Here is a 19,428-nt window from a genome sequence, read left to right as displayed (position 1 = left end):
TCGGTGCGCAGGGAGTAGCTGCTGGTTTGGCGCTGAAGCTGGCCAATGCTGGCTGCGAAGCGCCATGCTTCGCTTATTCGCGCCACGCGCAGCTCCCAGTGCGCGGTGTTGCGCTGCATGACGGCGATAGTGGCCCGCCAGCCGATCCGCCCGTTAGAGCAGGCTAATCAGTGGCAAATGTGCAAAAAACCTGCAATAGTGCAGGCTTTTGCTCGTTATTACGCCAACTGCAAAAAATTCCTGCAAAAGTGCAGTTTTTTTATCGTGCATACGTGCTTAGACCCATTTTTATTGGGAATTCCTGCACAATTGCAGGCTTTTCGCCAAATTGAACTACTTTCATGGAAAAAGCCTGCGCTTTCGCAGGTTTTTCGTTTCACCAGGCCGTTTCACGATGGTTGCATCCCAAATAGCTGGCCCCCAACTGGCCGCCCCTAACAGGTGAACACGACTTTCGCGGACACTCAGACTTTCGCAGGTTTTTCCCGGCCGCCAAGCCGCCTCCCGAACGGCTGCGCCAATGGCTCCGCACACACCTTTGCTTGTCTAACCCCGCTTTCCGGCTGCCAAAAGAGAGCTCGCGACAAACCCCTTCTTTTTTATGTACCCGAACTGCCTCCCTTTTTGTGGGAAAAATTGTATTGTCTCCTTTCGCCGGATGTGCTAGATTCAAGCTATTGCATCTTCTTAGAAAATGCAGGAATTGGTAGAGTAGATTTTGCGCTTGTATGTTCATCAATGTCCAGCAATATGACGCCGGGAGAGGGAAACTACAATGGGGAAATGGAAAAGTATTGCAAAAAGAAGCTTAGTTTCGCTGGCGGCCGTCGTTTTGGTCGTTTCCTGGCTGGGCGCGGCGCCTTCCTATGCGGCGCAAAAATCCGAAGTGCCTAAAGTTGTCGAGCAAATGACGCCTTCCGTCGTTGCGATTATCGGCAAGCCGTCTTCGGATACGAACAAGGCGTGGGAGAAAAGCCGCTACAATTTGGCGCACGGTACGGGGGTTATCGTAGAGTCGAACGGAGTGATCGTTACGAACGCTCACGTCGTCAAGAATATGAAAAATATCGTTGTCGTCTCGTCGAACGGCACTACATACAACGGCCGCGCGACGAACATCGACGAGGAGAGCGACCTTGCGCTCGTCAAAATCGACGCCACCGGCCTGCCGGTCGCGAAGTTCGCCGATTCCTCATCGGATATTGAGGTCGGGGAAACTGTCGCTGCTATCGGTACGCCGATTTCTTTTGCCTTGCGCAACTCGGTGACCGTAGGCATCGTGAGCGGAATTGACCGATCGGTCAATTCGCAGTATCAGCTCATTCAGACGGATGCCGCGATCAATCCGGGCAACAGCGGCGGCGCGCTGATCAACATGAACGGCGAAGTGATCGGGATCAACACGATGAAGTATGCGGAAATCGGCGTTGAGAATTTGGGCTTTGCGATTCCGATCGATACGGTGAAATATGTTTTGAATCATTTCAAGCTTTACGGCAAAGTTAAACGTCCTTATCTGGGCGTTGAATTGGAAGAGAGCTGGGAAGCGGTAGTCGGCCTGCCCAGTTCGACCGGCCTGCGCGTCGCCTATGTAGATCCCGATTCTCCTGCGGCCAAAGCGGGCATCAAACAGGACGATCTGGTCGAAAGCATCGGCAGCAGCCAGGTTAAAACGATGGTCGATTACAACGAGGCTTTGAAAAAGTATTTGCCCGGCGACACCGTGAGCATTGCGGTCAAATCCGGCAATTCGTCGGTGACGAAGTCGATAACGCTCGGCGAAGCGCAAACCGAGGAGTCGCACGCGACCCAGGATACGGACGGTTCCTATCTGGATGCCGACAGAGGCAAAACGAAGATCGGCGACAGCCATTTCGGCTGGTCGATGAAGTACCCCGCAGGGCTCGTTAAAAGCGAGCAATCGGATAACGGCGATTCCGTCAGCTTTGTGGATGCGAAGGGCGAATTTTATTTGTCCGTCGATGTGGAAAGCAACCTGAGCGACGAGCTGTCGCCTTCGGCCCTGCTGAGCAAGCTGGACGGCAGCGGCGATAAGAACTATGACGGCGCGACGATTTTGGAGAGGCAGTACGTCAAGCAGGACAATGTCTCCTACGCCAAAATCGTCGGCCGATCCGGAGAGGAAGGTTACGTTCAGACGCGGGGATATTTGCATCAGGGCAAACTGTACACGGTCAGACTATATGTAAGGAAGGCTCAGTATAACAACAGCTTCAAGCAAAACAGCTTCAACGATCTGCTCGACAGCTTCCAGCTTTCTTTTAACGGCAAAGATGAGTCGCTGAAGGACATCTCCGTCTATTCCGACGCCAATACATCGCACTCGAACGGGTACGGCTTGTCTTTCGACCTGCCGAGCGGCTGGGAAAAGAGCAGCTATTTGAGCGGCTCCTCCTTCTACAACGCGGACTACTCGCAAGTCGTTGCGGTGAGCGTGACTTCCGCATCTTCCGGGGATACGCTGAAGGCGTGGGTCGACCGGGAGCGCAAGCATTTTGAATCGCAGTTCGTGGCGGATTACCGCAAAATGGAACAACCTGTCGAGCTGACACTGGCCGGCGTTCCCGCCTTGAAGGTCGCTTACTCGCAAACCTTTGGCAGCAAGTGGACTTCCGCTTACTCCTTGTATTTTATTAAGGATAAGTACAAGTACGAGATCGACTTCACTTATCCGGAAGATGAGGACGAGGGCGAAGTGAATAAGACGCTCGAGGCGATCACGGCTTCGGCTAAAGTCGATAAAGGCCTGATGGATAAAGAGCTCGGTTTTATTCAGGATGTTAACGAACTGCTCGATCCGGACCGGACTGTAGCTTACAAGAACGATAAGTACAAGTACACGCTGCAAATTCCGGAAACATGGACCAACGGCAAATCTTACGACAAGAAGGAAGACGACCGTCAAAAATTCGTATTCACCGGCGGCAGCTTGTCGATCCAGGCCGATTCGAAAACAAGCTACGAGGATGCGGTGAAAGCCGAGGATGCGCTGCAGAAGAAAAACCATGACAACGACGGCGAATATAAATATGCGGATGAGGAAGTAACGCTGCCGGGCGGGGCGAAGGCGAAGAAATATGTCGTTCATTACGCGCTGAACAAAATGCCGTATCAGGAGACGATTTATATTTTCCGCCAAAACAACGTAACGTTCACGGCGATCCTGCACATACGCGAGGCGGTTCGCACGGCGGAGAATGAAGCGCGGCTCAACAAAGCTTTCGATTCCATCAAGTTTTCGGACAAATAAACGGGCTGCATAAAAATCGCCCAACTGCCTCAACATAGCGGGTGTAGCGCAATTACACATGAGGAGGCAGTTATGGCCAGCCAAGATTCCAGTTTACAATCGCAAAATGTCGTCTCTTCCGCCCAGAACTCCGTGGATAACGTGCACAATGCGGTTTCCCGCGCGATGTCCCATCCGACCGAGCAGACGATCCGGGAAGCGCACAATGCGATCGAGCAGGCGGAAAGAGCGGTCGAACAGGCAAAAGCTCACCATAATCAGCCAGCCGTAGAGCAAGCCGAGGCGGCGCTCCGGCAGGAACAATCAAGGCTGCAAAGCATGCAGTAACAGGCAAAAAAGCCCCTTATCCGCAGGGGCTTTTTTGCTGTCGGCCGGGGTGTGCCGCCAGGCCGGCCTTATTTGCGGTACAGCGGGTATCCCGGCTGTTCCGGCACATCGATGGCGACGACCCGCAGGCCGTCCGCGCCGCCTTTCAGCTCCAGCAGCCCGCCTCCGGCAGCAGGCTGCGCGACAGCGAAGTCCCCCCGCGCGAATGCGGGGGACGGGCTATCCCCGGCGGAGCCCGATCCGGCTCCGCGGATGACGAGGAAGGCGAGGCGCCGGCCTTCCTCCAGCTTGTACGCGTAGGCGGCTCCGTCCGCCAGCGCGATGTCGAAGACCTTCACGTCCGTCTCAAGACGGACGGGCGCTCCCGGACCGACGACGGTTTTCACGGTGACGCCGTCCTGCTCGACGCTCGGAAACTGCGCGTCGTCGTATTGATGATACGATGGCGACTGTTTCACCGTTTGGCTCAAATGCGGCTCGAACCAGATTTGCAGCCCTTCGGCATTGCCGCCGCGAAACGCCTCGCCGTGATAAATGCCGGAGCCGGCCTGCATCACTTGAACGCCGCCGGCTGTGACCGTCTGCCGCGTGCCGAGCGAATCCCGATGCTCGACGCTGCCGTTAATGACGTACGTCATAATCTCAAAAGCTTTGTGAGGATGCATGTCGATCTCCGCATCTTCTACTGCGCGGCCCCAGGCCCAGTAAAACAGCGGACCTACGCGATCGACGGCCCCGGGCTCGCCGGGAAAATTTACCGGCCGCTGCTCGATGAATCTCCCTCCGTCAAACGCCCCTGAGCCTTGCTGCGACGGCGCATACACTTGAATGTTCATAAAGACGCCTCCTCTATTTTTGCTTTAAAATAATTATTAACTTACTATATATAAGTTATTATAAAATTTTTTTGCCCATTTGTCAAAATGCCACCCTTTCCCGGGTAAAAACGTCTTGACTTCACCTGGTGCAGTTACTACAATTTGTAGTGTAAGGGGTGTTTAAACCATGAAAATGCACAATTTTAAATATCAAGGCAGCGGATTGAGCAGGTTTTTCGGCCCGTTGGAAGCACGGATTATGGAGATTCTTTGGGACAGCTCCAAAGAGACGATGACGATCAAGGACGTCCACCGGAAGCTGGATCAGGAGAAGGCGCTCAGCTTCAACACGGTCATGACGGTCATGAACCGCCTCGTGGACAAAGGCATTCTCCGGAAGGAGCTGCAGGTGCGGTCTTTTGCGTACAGCCCGGTCCTGTCGCGGGAAGCGTTCATGGAGGCGCAGTCCAAGGAGCTTGCTTTTGATCTGATCGAAGAATTCGGCACCCTGGCGGTAACCCATATGGTCGATGCGCTCGACAAAGCGGACCCGCAGCTGCTAGATCAACTCGAGCAAAAAATAAAAGAATTGAAAAAGGAGAGATGATGCATGAGCGGGTCTCGTCCCAGATTCATGTTGTTCACGACCTTGTTGGCCGCGGGCTTTATTTTATGCCAGATGACATGTTATGCTCTGGGGCGCCTGATCGGATTCAAACCGTCTTTCAATCTGTTTGACCTTTGCGTGGTCATGTTTGAAGTTTTGCACGTCCCGGCGCACATCGCCTTTAATTCGGTCAACGTCCTGATTGTATACTCGTTCTCGGCTTTCTTGTGGATGCTCGCCAATCATGCATGGATCTCCGCAAAATCGGCGAAACAGCTGTCAGGCCATGTGAACCCGGTGCTTACGTCCCGGTACGGCAGCGAATACCAGCTCTGCGCCGGGCAATTGAGCGTGATCTCGCATCCTGCTCCCGTAGCGCTGACGATGGGGTTGTGGAAGCCGCGCATCATTTTGTCGACGGGCCTGTTGGACATGCTGGACCCGGGCGAGCTTCATGCCGTGATCGAACACGAGAAATATCACCTCCGGCAGAGAGACCCGCTGGCGATTTTCGCCCTGGCCGTAAGCTCTGTCTCACTGTGGTATATCCCGATATTCAAATGGGTAGCCGATAAATATAAAATTATTATCGAGCTCAGGGCTGACAAGCACGCGATTTCGAAAATGGAGCACCCCGGCCACTTGGGCAGCGCACTCCTCAAATTGCTGAAGCAGGGGCAGGCTCCGCAAATGGCCATCTCGCACGCTTCGTTCGCAGAGACTTCGATGAACGTCCGCATCATGCACATTTTGAATCCGCAGATGCGCGTCTCGTTCAAACTCCCCGTGGTCAGATTGATCATTTCCGCCATTTCCGTCATCCTGCTGCTGGGGCTGATCTAGCGCCTGGCCGCGCTTGCCTATACGGGGCACCTTAGCGGGCAAGTGGTGCCTAGACCCGGCGGCGGGCCACCTCCGAGGCGGCAGGTGCGAGGGGCAAGGCGGCCAAATGCAAAGGCAGGGCCAGCGCAGGCAAAATCAAGCCGGCAAAAAGCCACGGGACACTCCGGCAAGCAGCACGGCCGGGCAAGGACTGTCAGGGGGATAACGGCCTCCAGGACAGTCCTTTTGCTCTAATGCTGCTTATCACGATATTCGCCGAGCCTGCTCCGCCCGAAACTTGTACCTTCCAAAAGACGGTGGGGCTGTGTGTGAAGTGGCTGGAATGCCCGCAAAACCTGCTGCGAAAGTCAGACTGTCACCCCGGGGGCAGCACATGCTACTTTTACGAAAAGGCCTGCACTTTCTGTTGCAGGCTTTTTGCGTTTCCGTGGAGCAAGCATGGAGAAAACCTGCAAAAAGAAAGTGCAGTTGTTTACCCGTCGCAGCGTCCATGCCGCTTCACGAATGGCTGCACCAAGCTCCCCTCCGACAACGTATTCGCCAGTTCCGCCTTTTTCGTCATTTTCAACGGAAACCTCAATATTCGTCTTACAAAATTCGGCTTACAAATACAAACTTCTGGCTTAAACAAGAATATAGAGAAACTGTAAGTTCGTAGATTTCTATGTTGGTTTTAAGTCTCCAGACGGATAGAGAAGGAACAAGATTTTTTATAAAATGGAAATATAGTTATTTTATGGTGAAAAAGGAGTGTTTGGAATGGGGCGTATTCTTTTCATGAATGGCGGTGGTGAAGGGCACGTCAACCCAACCATCAGTGTGGTAAAGGAATTGGTTCAGAGGGGCCAAGAGGTCGTTTATTACACAACGGATCACTTCAGGGAACGGTTGGAGGCTGCTGGGGCGGAGGTCCGTACCTATGATTTTTTCCAAATTTACAAAGAATTCATACACAATGGTCCTCATATGCTGGCAAAGATCAATGGGCTGCTCAGTGCGACTCTGCTTTTGGTCCCGCAAGTGATGGAGCAAATAAAAGAGGAACATTTCGACGGCGTCGTACACGATTCAATGTTCGGCGGCGGCGGGGCGATTGCTCGCCTGCTTGGAGTGTCTGCGGTCAATTCCTGTACGACTTTCGCCTTTACGGAAAAATTTTTTGAAATGGTACCTATGTTTCTGAGTGTTCTGTCTGAAGCGGACGAAACGACCCTTTCAGAGTTTGAGCAGCTGTGTGCGGAGATTGAGCGAAAATTCGGCCATAAGATAACTTCGCCCTATGAAGGCTTTTTCAACCCGGAGCCGTTAAATGTCGTTTATACGTCCAGAGTGTTTCAGCCTCAAGGAGAGTCCTTTGATGAACGCTTCCGTTTCGTCGGACCCGCGGTTTCCGCCCGGCTTCCGCAAGGTGAGGTTCATTTCCCCGGATTGGAAGATTCCTCCGTTATTTACATTTCACTTGGAACAGCATTCAACAAGGATTTCAATTTTTATAGACTCTGCTTCGATGCGTTTGGCTGCTCTGAACATACCGTGATTCTCTCGGCCGGCCGGAATACTCCGATTGAATCTTTGGGTGAGATCCCTGGTAACTTCATTGTCAGGCCTTACGTTCCCCAACTGGAGGTTCTCTCCATGGCGCGGCTGTTCATTACACATGGCGGTATGAACAGCACGAACGAAGGACTGCTCCACGATGTGCCCTTGCTTGTCGTGCCGCAGGGGGCCGATCAGCCGATGGTTGCCCGACGCGTCGCCGAGCTAGGCGCAGGTATCTTCCTGGACAAAGATGGATTATCTGCGGATCAGCTTCGAGATGCGGCGCAACGGGTACTTAGCGACCCGTCTTATCTTGAGGCGGCACGCCGTATAGGCGCCTCTTTAAGAGAAAAAGATGCCGCCACAGAAGCAGCTGAGGCTATTATAAACTATTTCCTATGAAGCTTGATGATGCAAACAAAAATAGCCCAAAGGATTGTAATCCTTCGGGCTTATTTCATACAGACCGCCGCAGGCTATTCGCGCTTTTTCAGCTCCATTTCCTCCCGCGTATTCCGTTCCTCCCATAAAAACTCCGTATCGTAGTCCACCGAATCGCGGCGTATAAATCGGGCGATGCCCGCGATAACGCCCCCCGTCACCGCGGCAAATGCAACAATCCAGCCCATGAGCGCAAACACCTGATCAACCATCCGATCCCCTCCTTGCTTATATTGCATCCATATGCCGCATGTTTGTGAAACATGTGTGACATTTAAGGGGTAAGAGGCGCAAATAATTATAGTCATATTCTCCAATTGACAGGTTCCAGTAAACGGTGTTAGAATCACCTCTGTAATGCAAAACATACAGCTTTTGGAAAGAGAGGGTTTCAGTATGAGTGGAATGGTTATGGATCATCTATACGATGAACTTGCACATAGCGGATCAAACCATACAACTTCATATCCTGTAACCCGACGAACAGTCCGCATGCATTGAGCTTATGTGCAGGCTGCTGCCGCATCCGTTCATACGTTTACACGAGCGCGGGTTACGAAGCAAGTTCGTAACGTGCGCTTTTTGATTTCTTGGAGGGCATATCGCTGCGTGCGGTGTGCCCAATTTGCGTTGTTGGAGACGGCAGGACCAGAACAGATGAAGTAATCGAAAGGAGCGAAGTGATAGATGTTTATCGTATTAAAGAAATTAAGCTGGTTTTTCCGCATGCAATGGAAGCGGTACACGCTAGCCGTGGGTCTGCTTATCATTGTCGGCATTATCGATGTGATTCCGCCCAAGCTGATCGGCTACGCCATTGACGGGATTCACATGGGCACGTTGACCGGCATGGAGCTGATCAAGCTGCTGCTCTTTTGGGGGACGCTGATTGTGCTCGGCTATGGGATGTCCTACGTATGGCTGTATCAGTTGTTCGGCGGGGCGTTTGTGCTGGAGCGCATTCTCCGCAACCGGCTGATGAGGCATTTGCTGCGGATGACGCCCACCTTTTACGAGCGCAACCGCACGGGCGATCTGATGGCGAGGGCGACGAACGACCTCCAGGCAGTGTCCGCGACAGCCGGGTTCGGCATTTTAACCTTTGTCGATTCCACTTTGTTTATGACTACGATTTTGTTCATGATGGGCTTTTTTATTAGTTGGAAGCTGACTTTGGCGGCGATTGTGCCGCTGCCGATTATGGCTGTTTGCATCACGATTTACGGCAGCCGCATTCATAGCCGGTTCATGAGCGCCCAGGATGCCTTCGGCCAGATGAACGACCGTGTGCTGGAGACGATTGCCGGCGTGCGGGTAATCCGCGCTTTCGTGCAGGAGACGGCAAGTCAGGAAAGCTTCAAAAAGATGACAGACGACGTCTACCGCAAAAACATCGCCGTAGCCCGCATCGACGCGCTCTTTGAGCCGACTGTGAAAATCCTCGTGGGGATCAGCTACCTCATCGGTTTGTGCTACGGCGCTTATATGGTGTTTCATAGCGAGTTGACGCTAGGGGAACTGGTATCCTTCAATACGTTTCTTGGCATGCTGATTTGGCCGATGTTTGCCATCGGCGAACTGATGAACATTATGCAGCGGGGGAACGCTTCGCTGGACCGCGTGAACGAGACGCTCGGCTACAAGCCGGACGTCAACAATACGCCTGCCGCGACGACGATGCTGGTGCCGTACTCGATCGTTTTCGATCAAGTGACATTCCGCTATCCTTCCTCATCGATCGATAACCTGGTCAACATTTCGCTGCGGCTCCAGCGGGGGCAGACGCTCGGCATCGTTGGACGGACGGGAAGCGGCAAAACGACGCTGCTGAAACAGCTGCTCAGAGAATACCCGCTGGGCCAGGGGGGCATTTCCATTTCGGATACGCCGATCGAGCAATTGACCATTGAAACGCTCCATGGCTGGATTGGCTATGTGCCGCAGGAACCGATTCTTTTTTCCAAAACGGTAAAAGAGAACATCATGTTCGGCCGCGCTCAAGGAACCGAGGAGGAGCTGAACAAGGCGCTGGAGCTGGCCGCGTTCCGCAAGGACGTGGAATTTCTCCCGGAAGGACTGAACACCCTCGTCGGGGAAAAAGGCGTCGCTCTGTCCGGCGGGCAGAAGCAGCGTGTATCGATTGCCAGAGCGCTTTTCGTCGATCCCGAGATTTTAATGCTCGATGACGCATTGTCGGCCGTCGACGCCAAAACCGAGGCGGAAATCATAAGCGGCATGCGCAGCGAGCGCGCAGGCAAAACGACGCTGATCACAACCCACCGTCTCTCCGCCGTGCAGCACGCCGACTGGATTGTAGTGTTGGATGAAGGATATATCGTCGAAGAGGGAACGCACGAGCAGCTTCTCGCGCTGGACGGCTGGTACAAGGAACAGTACGACCGCCAGCAGTTGGAAGCGCAAATCGGGTAATAATCGGATCAAGAGATAACATATCCTGAGTGAAAAGAAGGTGAGGCCCCATATGAGACATACGGGCAAGAGACTATTTCAATATGCCGCACTGTTCAAAAAACCGCTGCTTCTTGCGCTGCTGCTTTTGGCGGCGGCCGTATCGGCGGAACTGGCGGGTCCTTTTATCGCCAAACAGATGATCGACCGCCACATTCTCGGCATCGAGAAGCCGTGGTATGAAACGGAGTCGGCCATACAAACCGACAAGGCCGTTCCGTACAAAGGAACTTGGTACAAAAGAAGCGACAACTTCTCCGAGGGGGAAGCGCGCGGGAAAGAGATTCGCATTCTGCAGGCGGGCAGCCAGTTCGCGCTTATTGAGCAGCCGCTGCTTTTTGACGGGGCGCGCAAGCTGGAGAACGGCCGCCTCGTAGTGACGCAGGGCAGCCAGGTGGCCGACTATGCGGCCCAAAAGCTGAGCTTGCAGGAGCTGTACGCCTTCTACGCGCCCGAAATGCAGCGCCTTATGCAGCTCGCAGGGCTGTATTTTGGCCTTATCCTGCTGGGTGCGGTGTTTACGTACGGGGAGAAGTTTTTGCTGCAATCGGCGGCCAACCGCATTATCCAGCGCATGCGCGCGGACGTGTTCGCGCAAATCCAGCGGCTGCCGATCCAATATTTCGACAACCAGCCCGCAGGCAAAATCGTTTCCAGAATCACGAACGACACCGAGGCGGTGCGCGACTTGTACGTTCAGGTGCTGGCGAACTTTTTTACCGGCACGATTTATATCGTGGGCATTATTTCCGCCCTGTTCGTGCTGGACTACCGGCTTGCGCTGTTTACACTGCCGGTCATTCCGATGCTGTATGTATGGATTGTCGTGTACCGCAAGTTCGCGACCCGTTACAATCAGGAAATCCGCGAGCGGCTCAGCAGCATTAACGGTATGATCAACGAAGCGATTCAAGGCATGCCGATCATCCAGGCGTTCCGCAGGCAAAAGGAGACGCAGCGCGAATTCGAACAACTGAATGACGAGTATACGGATTATCAAAATAAAATGCTCAGCCTGAACTCTTACACTTCCCATAATTTGATGAACGTGATCCGCAACTTGTTCTTTTTCGGTTTGATCTGGCTTATCGGCGGCGGTGGCATGAACACGCTCATCTCGATCGGCGTGCTGTACGCGTTCGTTGATTATTTGAACCGGATGTTCCATCCGATGGTAGGTATTGTCAACCAGCTGCCCAATCTGGAAAAAGCCGTCGTATCCGCCGACCGCGTCTTTGAACTGCTCGACGAGCAGGGCGTCGACGTCGTTGACGGCAAGGCCGATCGGTACCTCGGCAACGTCAAGTTCGAGCATGTGCGCTTTGCTTACAAAGAGGGCGAGTACGTCCTCAAGGATATTTCCTTTGAGGCGAAGCAGGGCCAGACCGTCGCATTGGTCGGGCATACCGGCTCAGGCAAAAGCTCGATCCTGAACCTGCTGTTCCGCTTCTACGATGTGAAAGAGGGCCGTATTACGGTTGACGGCCGCGATGTGCGCGAGATGCCCAAACAGTTGCTGCGCCAGCACATGGGCATCGTGCTTCAGGACCCGTTCCTGTTCACCGGCACGATTGCGTCCAACATCAGCCTGGACGATCCGGCCATCAGCCGGGAACGGGTCGAGCAGGCGCTGCGCGATGTGGGCGCCGCGGAGATGTTTGCGGCTCTGCCGGGCGGCATCGACGAGCCGGTGATCGAGAAAGGCAGCACGCTGTCGGCCGGCCAGCGGCAGCTGATCAGCTTCGCCCGGGCGCTGGCGTTCGACCCGGCGATTCTGATTCTCGATGAGGCGACCGCCAGCATCGATACGGAGACCGAGGCCGTCATTCAGGCCGCGCTCGATGTGTTGAAGAAGGGGCGGACCACCTTCATCATTGCGCACCGGCTGTCGACGATCAAGAACGCCGACCTGATTCTTGTGCTCGACCATGGCGAGATCGTCGAGCAGGGCAGCCATGACGAGCTGATGCGCCAGCTCGGCCGTTATTACCAGATGTACCAGCTGCAGCAGGGACATCTGGAAACCGCCGTCGCCGCCGAGCAAGCGGAGAGCGGCGTATAGCCGGCCGCCGATGCTCCGGGCGGCGGACACCCACCGGCCGTCCGTTTAAAGACGGCCGGTTGGGAGTATGCTACAATGGAAGGGCATACCATCCCATTGGGGAACGGGGGAACGAAGATGCGTTCTGATACGCTTCGCCTTTTGAACCTGATTCAACTGATTTCGGAAATCGGCATTGCGGCGGGTTATTTGATCGGGCTCATTCCTTTTATGTATTTGTGGTCCTATACGTGGGTCATCCCGCTGGTATTCGTCAGTCTGGTTCTTGCCTGGCTAGCGGGCAACGGCACGACGAACACGGCGATTGCCAACGTCGTGCTGTCTTTCCTCAGCTTTATACCTGTCGTAGGTTACTTGTTCCGCATCGTCGGCATCGTAATCTCCTGGATCAATATTCGCGCAATAACCGGCGGCGGTGGCAGAAGGTACTGACCGGCACGACTGGCCTCCAATCATTCCCCGGAGTGCCCGTGAAAGTCACGACGCCGCGCGCAGCTCCCAGCGCGCGGTGTTGCGCTGTATGGCGGCAGTCGGTGGGGACAGCCGTAGCCATTCGCGAAGTGGCTTGGCCACTCGAAAAACCTGCGAAAGTGCAGGCTTTTTTTGTTAATGTGGTTTATTTTGGCGAAAAGCCTGCAATTGTGCAGGAATTTTCGATGAAAATGCCCCTAAGCCCTTGGGTTCGATGAAAAGCCTGCACAATTGCAGGAATTCTGCGCTGTCAGCGTATCTACTAGCAAAAAGATGTATTTTTGCAGGTTTTTTGTGCATAGCTAGACTGCGGGGTGAACCGGTCTGGCGATAGGGCAAGGCTTTTGCGGGTTTTCTCTTCGTTGCCAAGGGGTCTCGCTTAGCAGGCTTTCGCGCAGCCTGGAGGCTGGAGAACGGGCAAACGCTGATTTTGGCGCCCATTTTTCGTGCCGAACGCAGCCGTATCGTTCTTAGACGCATCGGTTTTGACGCGTTGATGTGCTGCCGTCCTCGGCAAAGTCACCATTCCGGCTTTGGCGCGGGCACTTGACGGTTACGTGGGCCGTACGGTAAGCTGCACATTGCAAAAAAACTCCTCCGATCGCTCGAAGCAGCGATTAGAGGAGTTTTTTGTCAATAAGCAATGCCCACGCGGCAGCCGGCGAATTCGCCGCTCAACACCTGCTTATACGTAAACTCGGCCGTATCTCCGACGGATATCGATGTGCCGCCTTCGGGCAAAACATCTTTTTCCACCCGATACCGCCCAATCCGTTCGCCGTCGGGCAAATAAGTCGGGCACACGACCGTCCAAGACAGGCCGGACGACGCCAAAAGCTCCCACGCCTTGCGGTGCTCTTCGGCGGCCCGGACGGAAGTGCGCCGCGATTCCGGCGCCTCGTAGCGAAGCAGGCCGGGGTGTTCCCGGCTTTGCAAAATGCCGGCCGTTCCGACGGTGACGATCCGGCCGATGCCGTGAGCCCGCATCGCGCGGATGACAAGCGGCATGCTTGAGGTCAGCGCAGCACCTCCGTCTGTGCTCAGGCAGCTGACGACGGCGTCCGCGCCTCGCATGGCTGCTAGGACGTCTGCTTCGCGGCAGGCGTCTCCTTGAAGCGTAGCAAGGCGATCCGGCAGCCGCCCGAGCTTCCGGGGATCACGCACGAGCGCGGTTGCGCTGTGCCCGTCATCTAATGCAAGCCGGAGCACCTCGCCGCCTACGCGCCCAGTCCCGCCCAAAATGAATATGTGCATCGTCATTCACCGCTTTCCTAGTATTCCATCTATTGTACATGTTCCATGCGGGGCGCGCGAGCCGGGAGTACGGAGCCTACTTGAACCGCGCGGACGAATCCCGCATAATAGTTCTGTACGATTGCTGCGGCAACATTTTACTAGCAAGGGGATTTCCCGCCTATGAGGATCAATAAATTCATCAGCGAAACCGGCGTCTGCTCCAGACGGGAGGCGGACAAGTGGATCGAAGCGAAGCGGATCACCATTAACGGCGAGGTGGCCGGGCTTGGCAGCGTCGTCGGACCGGGCGACGAAGTGCGGATCGACGGCAGGCCGATCGGAGCCAAGAAGGAGCATGTCTACATCGCGCTGAACAAGCCGGTTGGCATTACGAGCACGACGGAAACGCATGTGAAGGGCAATATCGTTGATTTTGTCGGGCACTCCGAAAGAATTTTCCCCATCGGAAGGCTGGACAAAGATTCGGAAGGATTGATCCTGCTGACCAATAACGGCGATATCGTCAACCAAATTTTGCGTGCGGAAAATAATCACGATAAAGAGTACATCGTAACGGTCAATAAACCCGTCACACCGATGTTTTTGCAGGGGATGGCCGGCGGTGTCAAAATTCTGGGCACGACTACGAAGCCCTGCGAGGTTCACCGGGTGGGCGAAAGAGTGTTCCGCATTATCCTGACGCAAGGGCTGAACCGGCAAATTCGCCGCATGTGCGAAGTGTTCGGGTACAGGGTCGTGCGTTTGCAGCGCGTGAGGATTATGCACATGCATCTCGGCAATCTGAAGACAGGCAAGTGGAGAAATTTGACGCAGGGAGAATTGCAGGAACTAATGCGGATTCTGGGGACAGCAGATGCAAAATCCTGAATGAGATCAAGGGCTTGAGAGCCCTTGATCTTTTTTTGCGGCAAAAAAAGACCCGCTGCTTGTAGCAGGGGTCTTTCCGCTAAGGAAGCCGGGAATCGTTTAGAAGCGTTTTGCTGCCTCTTTGGCATCTGCGATTGCTTTTTCTTTAATAGCCGGAGCTTTCTCTGCCGATGACGTTCCCTCGACAAAAATCCCCTCGAGCGATTGAACCCCATAGAACTGCATAACTTTCTTCAAATAACTGTATCCCGATTCTAATGGAGCCGCAGGACCTTCCGAATATACGCCGCCGCTAGCTTGAATATGCAGGGCTTTCTTGCCGGACAGCAGGCCGACGGGACCATTTTCGGTGTATTTGAAAGTTTTACCCGCAACTGAAGTAGCGTCGATGTATGCTTTCAAAACCGGAGGGAACGAGAAGTTCCACATTGGAGAAACATAAACGTATTTGTCGGCAGCTACGAATTGATCAACGAGTGCCCCAAGACGAGCTACTTTTGATTGTTCCGCACCGGACAGTTGATCGAAAGAAGAACCTGACTGAAGTTTTCCCCAACCGCTGAAAACCTCGGCGTCAATTAGCGGGATATTTTCTTTATACAAGTCCAGATGAATAACTTCATCCGTTGGATTTGCTTCGCGGTATGCTTCAATAAATTCTTTTCCTACAGCAAGGCTGAAAGATGCTTGAGAATCGAGAGGATGTGCAGTGATATAAAGTACAGTTGCCATGAATCAAAACTTCCCTTCTATATGTTAGAATACTTACGATGTCATTATAACATATAATCTATAGTTTGTTACAAATTTTAATCTACTTACAAAATTTTAAAAGATGAAAAAATGTGTGTTCAAAATTACAGCGTCATTTCGGGAACAAACCGTGTGCTTCGGAGTTTTGAGAAAGTCTGGATGCGGTCGGAGTTACGCTTCCGTTTTTTTTACCACATAAGAATGTTTAAGTTCTTTACAGCGTAAAAGCGTAAGGGGTACCCTATCTAAACAAAAATTGGTATGCTTGAAATATGGAGACAAACGTACTGAAACAAATATTCATGGACCATTTGTGTTCCAGTATTATTATCGGCGAATGAATAAGAGTAAGGAATACGAGGTAGGAGTCATCACCGTCATTCATACATTCGGACGGGATTTAAAGTTTAACCCGCATATTCATGCACTAGTCACAGAAGGTACATTAGACAAGAATAAAGAGTGGAGAGGTGTGGAATACATCTCGTACGAATATTTACGAAAGGCATGGCAAAGGCTACTGCTGGATTTGATGCAGAAATGGTACCCGGAAAATACAGCGGTTTTCTCATTTGGCGTGCCCCTGGTATAATTTTTAATATCCACTTAAATGTGATAAAATAGTACTATAGTATTTTGTTGGAATTATTGTTGATTATTTTACTAGTTCAATCAATCGAACAAACAAACGATTCATAGTTGTTTCGCCCCGTTTTTTTGAGAAAATGTTGGATAGTGCCAGCAGGATAATTAATAAATTGAAAAAGGAGTATTAAGTAATGAAGATTCGATTCTTGAATTATGCAGTAGTAGTTGCTGTCAGCTACTTATCAGGAGTTCTTTTTTACAAAATAGCTCAACATCTACTCGCCATACCTGAAAAAAGTGAAATAGATCTACTATATCCTTGGATAACTATATTTTTTATTTTTTTTTCTATTCCGATTTATTTTGTCGTCAATTTATTTTTCCGTGTTACTAAATCCCACTTTGGAATTGTAAATTTTATATTTAAAACAATTGTATTGGTGATTTTTAGTATATTTACCGCGATAATAGTTCCTTTTATGTTTGGTGGTTTTGGCTATTTAAGTAAGGGAGAATTCTTGTTTTCAGATTTTGCGATTTTACTTTATTCATTTTTTGTAGGAGCAGCCATATTATTTTCCATTTGTACCACAGTAATCGAAAAGTACTTGAATAATAGGTATTTAGGTTAAAAAAGAAAGATCAAATCCCCCAAAAGGGATTTGATCTTTCTTTTTTAACCTTGAGCATTAACTGTTTGGCTTGCAGCGGGGAATAAGCCGGTGTGAACTGTGTATCCTTTAGAGCTTGGGTGGTATTGGTGAATTGATACCGGAAATGGCGAAGAATCTACTCGTTTCCAGATTTCATGTGCTGGATATCCGTCATGTGATCCTTGAACGGAAACATTGCCATTTTTATAAATTCTGATGGTATAATCCCAATTGATTGCAGGCGATGGATTAAACGTTGGAATAGCTACGTCTGCGCTCAGTTTAACATCGACCCAATCTCCATGCAAGGGATCAAAAAGATACGAAATCATTTTAACTCCATCGCTAGATGCTTGACCTTTAATGTCGCTGCGAATAACTTCCCCAGTGTTAATATCTACCGTTCTTTCTATAGTAGGGCCCACACCAGCATAATGCTGAACCGATTTATTCGTAAAGTTAGCCACTACGTGAGATGCCAACTTAAATGCATGGGGATTATTCTCGGTCCAGTAAGTAAAACTACGATTATTACCGTTATATAGGATTCGAACGGCAGTTGTGCGTAAGAACTCAATCCACTCAACATCAGGAATAAATGCTGTAACTCGAACTTCTACAATATTTGCCATAATAATATCATCCTCCAAATTATAGTTGAGATTTATGGATGATAGGAATGTATCATATTAAAGGCCATTCCCAACCTTCCAAATGATATAAATCATCCTTCTCACTATATAAGGAGATTATAATTCGCTTTTTACAACCTTGATTCAGTTCCTGCTTGTTGGGAACAGTTAAAGAGAGCTTATGTAATCAAATATATCATGGTGACTAATACAAAATTTACCATATTGTGTACGTCTCCATGTAGAGAAATGAACGACCTCAATAAATGAAATAAAACAGAGAGGACCGCCTGAAGCGATCCTCTTATGCTATTGCCTTTAACTCACTTAAATCCAGCGTCAGAAGAAAATCAGAATGGAAGTTAAGTTCCGATACTAACGATACCGGAGCTTCCCAAGCTAAAACATGGAAATTAAATTACATCCACTTTGCTCATGGAGACAGCTACGCTGGTTATGGGCCTAATAGAGCTGCCGCGGATTCGTTCGGTTGTCGTGATGTGCTTCCAGGAGTGCCGGTGGTATTCGTCTTATCGCAAGCCGGGCGACCGGGCGCTGGCGAGGAAGCAGGAGTTTGTGCCACAGACCCGGTTTGACGGCTGCTGAATTGGCACGGCCCGAATAATATCATGGTTTTAGATAACAGGTTCTTCGTATGCACCCAGTGGCTTCGCTGATAGCTATGGAGGTCTATTTAGTTGATTTATCTACCTCAACAGATACCCCCATTTTAACGGCAATTGCTTGCATAACTTTAGTGTTAGATTGTATGGTTTTTTCTAACCTCATTAAAGAAAACATTGCCACCACCATAGGAAAACCATACTGGGAAATTAAAGATAAAATCTGAACGTCCATAAACTTTCCTCCTACCAATTTTTTATAATATATTCAATAAAATCTGTTTTAATAGATTGTATGGCATCTTCACTAGGCATTTTTATATATCTAGACATATTTCGGATCTCTTCATCAAAGTAAAATAAGAGCATTTCGATAAATTTTTCTTTATTGTCTTCTTTCTGATGGTTCATTAACTCAGTTATAAATTGATCTCGCTCTGTCTGCATTCACTGTTCCTCCTGCTCCTCCAGTAATTGCCTATTGATTTTCTAATTCTACTTTATACCTCAAACACTCTAAGCTTTTCTTTTTCCACTTACTTACTGCCTGTTGCGATATATGGAGTTCATCAGCAACTTCTTTTTCCTTCAATCCATCTATGTAAATTCTTTTAATAATATAGCGTCCCTTTTCTGAATCGATGTTTTGAATTAATTCATCAATTTGAATATAGTCTAATCTTTCTGATACATCATTTCGATAATTAGGGAGATGTTCAAAAGAATCTATTGATATAATCTCACGACTTATGTGCTTACGAGCACGATATTGAATACGCCATGCCAAGCGTTGTAAAACCTGACGATATTGTTCTAACAATCACACCACCCCCTTCATTCTTACTCTCCTAATTAATAAAGTAAAATATATCATAAATTTACAACCTCTTATACGAAAAATGGGAACAAATGTTTCTTTTTGTTATTGGTTTAATATTAAATTACTAGCCTCTTTTTATAAGACTACATATAGCGGACTTTTTGAAGAATTTTTTTGAGGGTCAATGGTTGTAAAAACGAGTTGAAATTTGCCCTAATAAGAGGCTGTTCAAAAAGCGTTATATCAGTTTGAAACACTAGTAGAGGGGGGGGACGATTCTGGAAAATAGGAATGAAAGGGATCCCACTTCCAACGAGGAATCGTTCCTCATACCGACTCAATTTCAGTCCCCGAATTTGGATAGACGTATCCCTTGTTTCGTGAATG

Annotated in this window: 22 protein-coding genes; 14 read left to right on the top strand and 8 right to left on the bottom strand. The window is 50.6% G+C overall.

Annotated elements, in window-relative coordinates; translation table 11 throughout:
- The first annotated feature begins 45 nt into the window (after positions 1-45).
- The 3 genes from AC3G2T_RS06955 (at position 46) to AC3G2T_RS06945 (ending at position 3,598) form a co-directional block, all read left to right on the top strand.
- Complete coding sequence (locus tag AC3G2T_RS06955; RefSeq protein WP_488435001.1) at positions 46-438, top strand: hypothetical protein; 393 nt, start codon at positions 46-48, stop codon at positions 436-438.
- Positions 439-775: 337 nt separating this feature from the next.
- Positions 776-3,271, top strand: a complete 2,496-nt coding sequence (locus tag AC3G2T_RS06950; RefSeq protein ID WP_488435000.1) for a trypsin-like peptidase domain-containing protein — start codon at positions 776-778, stop codon at positions 3,269-3,271.
- A gap of 72 nt (positions 3,272-3,343) precedes the next feature.
- Positions 3,344-3,598: a hypothetical protein gene (locus AC3G2T_RS06945; protein ID WP_474685013.1), complete on the top strand. Its 255-nt coding sequence runs from the start codon at positions 3,344-3,346 to the stop codon at positions 3,596-3,598.
- A gap of 68 nt (positions 3,599-3,666) precedes the next feature.
- Here AC3G2T_RS06945 and AC3G2T_RS06940 read toward each other — a convergent pair whose 3' ends face one another.
- Complete coding sequence (locus AC3G2T_RS06940) at positions 3,667-4,434, bottom strand: pirin family protein (RefSeq protein WP_488434999.1); 768 nt, start codon at positions 4,432-4,434, stop codon at positions 3,667-3,669.
- 169 nt (positions 4,435-4,603) lie between these two features.
- On the opposite strand from AC3G2T_RS06940, the gene AC3G2T_RS06935 reads away from it, so the two are divergent.
- The 4 genes from AC3G2T_RS06935 to AC3G2T_RS06920 all read left to right on the top strand — a co-directional run bounded on the left by AC3G2T_RS06935 (position 4,604) and on the right by AC3G2T_RS06920 (position 7,807).
- Positions 4,604-5,023: a BlaI/MecI/CopY family transcriptional regulator gene (locus AC3G2T_RS06935; protein WP_474685015.1), complete on the top strand. Its 420-nt coding sequence runs from the start codon at positions 4,604-4,606 to the stop codon at positions 5,021-5,023.
- Between the two features lie 3 nt (positions 5,024-5,026).
- Positions 5,027-5,866, top strand: a complete 840-nt coding sequence (locus tag AC3G2T_RS06930) for a M56 family metallopeptidase (RefSeq protein ID WP_488434998.1) — start codon at positions 5,027-5,029, stop codon at positions 5,864-5,866.
- A gap of 308 nt (positions 5,867-6,174) precedes the next feature.
- Entirely contained in the window at positions 6,175-6,516 is a 342-nt protein-coding gene (locus tag AC3G2T_RS06925) for a hypothetical protein (RefSeq protein ID WP_488434997.1), read from the top strand.
- A gap of 109 nt (positions 6,517-6,625) precedes the next feature.
- Complete coding sequence (locus tag AC3G2T_RS06920; RefSeq protein ID WP_488434996.1) at positions 6,626-7,807, top strand: macrolide family glycosyltransferase; 1,182 nt, start codon at positions 6,626-6,628, stop codon at positions 7,805-7,807.
- Between the two features lie 74 nt (positions 7,808-7,881).
- Here AC3G2T_RS06920 and AC3G2T_RS06915 read toward each other — a convergent pair whose 3' ends face one another.
- A complete protein-coding gene (locus AC3G2T_RS06915) occupies positions 7,882-8,058 on the bottom strand; it encodes a hypothetical protein (protein ID WP_474685018.1) in 177 nt (58 codons plus the stop codon).
- Positions 8,059-8,533: 475 nt separating this feature from the next.
- Here AC3G2T_RS06915 and AC3G2T_RS06910 point away from each other — a divergent pair, with 475 nt between their 5' ends.
- From AC3G2T_RS06910 to AC3G2T_RS06900, 3 genes are all read left to right on the top strand, one after another.
- On the top strand, positions 8,534-10,276 hold the full coding sequence (locus tag AC3G2T_RS06910) for an ABC transporter ATP-binding protein (protein ID WP_488434995.1): 1,743 nt from the start codon (positions 8,534-8,536) through the stop codon (positions 10,274-10,276).
- Between the two features lie 52 nt (positions 10,277-10,328).
- The gene (locus AC3G2T_RS06905; RefSeq protein ID WP_488434994.1) at positions 10,329-12,377 is read left to right on the top strand and encodes an ABC transporter ATP-binding protein; all 2,049 of its coding nucleotides are present in this window, start codon (positions 10,329-10,331) and stop codon (positions 12,375-12,377) included.
- A gap of 75 nt (positions 12,378-12,452) precedes the next feature.
- Positions 12,453-12,809, top strand: coding sequence for a hypothetical protein (locus tag AC3G2T_RS06900; protein ID WP_488434993.1), 357 nt, complete (start codon positions 12,453-12,455; stop codon positions 12,807-12,809).
- Positions 12,810-13,481: 672 nt separating this feature from the next.
- Here AC3G2T_RS06900 and AC3G2T_RS06895 read toward each other — a convergent pair.
- Positions 13,482-14,102, bottom strand: a complete 621-nt coding sequence (locus AC3G2T_RS06895; protein ID WP_488435158.1) for an NAD(P)-dependent oxidoreductase — start codon at positions 14,100-14,102, stop codon at positions 13,482-13,484.
- A 162-nt stretch (positions 14,103-14,264) separates the two neighbouring features.
- On the opposite strand from AC3G2T_RS06895, the gene rluF reads away from it, so the two are divergent.
- Positions 14,265-14,972, top strand: a complete 708-nt coding sequence (rluF, locus tag AC3G2T_RS06890) for a 23S rRNA pseudouridine(2604) synthase RluF (RefSeq protein ID WP_488434992.1) — start codon at positions 14,265-14,267, stop codon at positions 14,970-14,972.
- Positions 14,973-15,071: 99 nt separating this feature from the next.
- Here the strand turns inward: rluF and AC3G2T_RS06885 are convergent, their stop codons facing one another.
- Positions 15,072-15,704 (bottom strand): FMN-dependent NADH-azoreductase, encoded by a 633-nt coding sequence (locus AC3G2T_RS06885; RefSeq protein WP_474685023.1) that lies wholly within the window; start codon positions 15,702-15,704, stop codon positions 15,072-15,074.
- 358 nt (positions 15,705-16,062) lie between these two features.
- Between AC3G2T_RS06885 and AC3G2T_RS06880 the strand changes: the two genes are divergently transcribed.
- Both AC3G2T_RS06880 and AC3G2T_RS06875 read left to right on the top strand, forming a co-directional pair.
- Entirely contained in the window at positions 16,063-16,317 is a 255-nt protein-coding gene (locus AC3G2T_RS06880; protein WP_474685080.1) for a transposase, read from the top strand.
- A gap of 187 nt (positions 16,318-16,504) precedes the next feature.
- On the top strand, positions 16,505-16,945 hold the full coding sequence (locus AC3G2T_RS06875; protein WP_474685024.1) for a hypothetical protein: 441 nt from the start codon (positions 16,505-16,507) through the stop codon (positions 16,943-16,945).
- Positions 16,946-16,989: 44 nt separating this feature from the next.
- Here AC3G2T_RS06875 and AC3G2T_RS06870 read toward each other — a convergent pair whose 3' ends face one another.
- Positions 16,990-17,598, bottom strand: a complete 609-nt coding sequence (locus AC3G2T_RS06870) for a DUF3238 domain-containing protein (RefSeq protein ID WP_474685025.1) — start codon at positions 17,596-17,598, stop codon at positions 16,990-16,992.
- A 456-nt stretch (positions 17,599-18,054) separates the two neighbouring features.
- On the opposite strand from AC3G2T_RS06870, the gene AC3G2T_RS06865 reads away from it, so the two are divergent.
- Positions 18,055-18,204: a hypothetical protein gene (locus AC3G2T_RS06865; protein ID WP_474685026.1), complete on the top strand. Its 150-nt coding sequence runs from the start codon at positions 18,055-18,057 to the stop codon at positions 18,202-18,204.
- 84 nt (positions 18,205-18,288) lie between these two features.
- Here AC3G2T_RS06865 and AC3G2T_RS06860 read toward each other — a convergent pair whose 3' ends face one another.
- From AC3G2T_RS06860 to AC3G2T_RS06850, 3 genes are read right to left on the bottom strand one after another with little or no spacing between them, the layout of a single operon-like run.
- A complete protein-coding gene (locus AC3G2T_RS06860; protein WP_474685027.1) occupies positions 18,289-18,456 on the bottom strand; it encodes a YvrJ family protein in 168 nt (55 codons plus the stop codon).
- A gap of 11 nt (positions 18,457-18,467) precedes the next feature.
- Positions 18,468-18,668, bottom strand: coding sequence for a helix-turn-helix domain-containing protein (locus AC3G2T_RS06855; protein WP_474685028.1), 201 nt, complete (start codon positions 18,666-18,668; stop codon positions 18,468-18,470).
- 31 nt (positions 18,669-18,699) lie between these two features.
- The gene (locus tag AC3G2T_RS06850) at positions 18,700-19,041 is read right to left on the bottom strand and encodes a sigma factor-like helix-turn-helix DNA-binding protein (protein WP_474685029.1); all 342 of its coding nucleotides are present in this window, start codon (positions 19,039-19,041) and stop codon (positions 18,700-18,702) included.
- Positions 19,042-19,428 lie beyond the last annotated feature (387 nt).

Source organism: Paenibacillus sp. sgz302191, from assembly GCF_057749925.1.
This window is presented reverse-complemented; position numbering and strand designations above follow the sequence as displayed.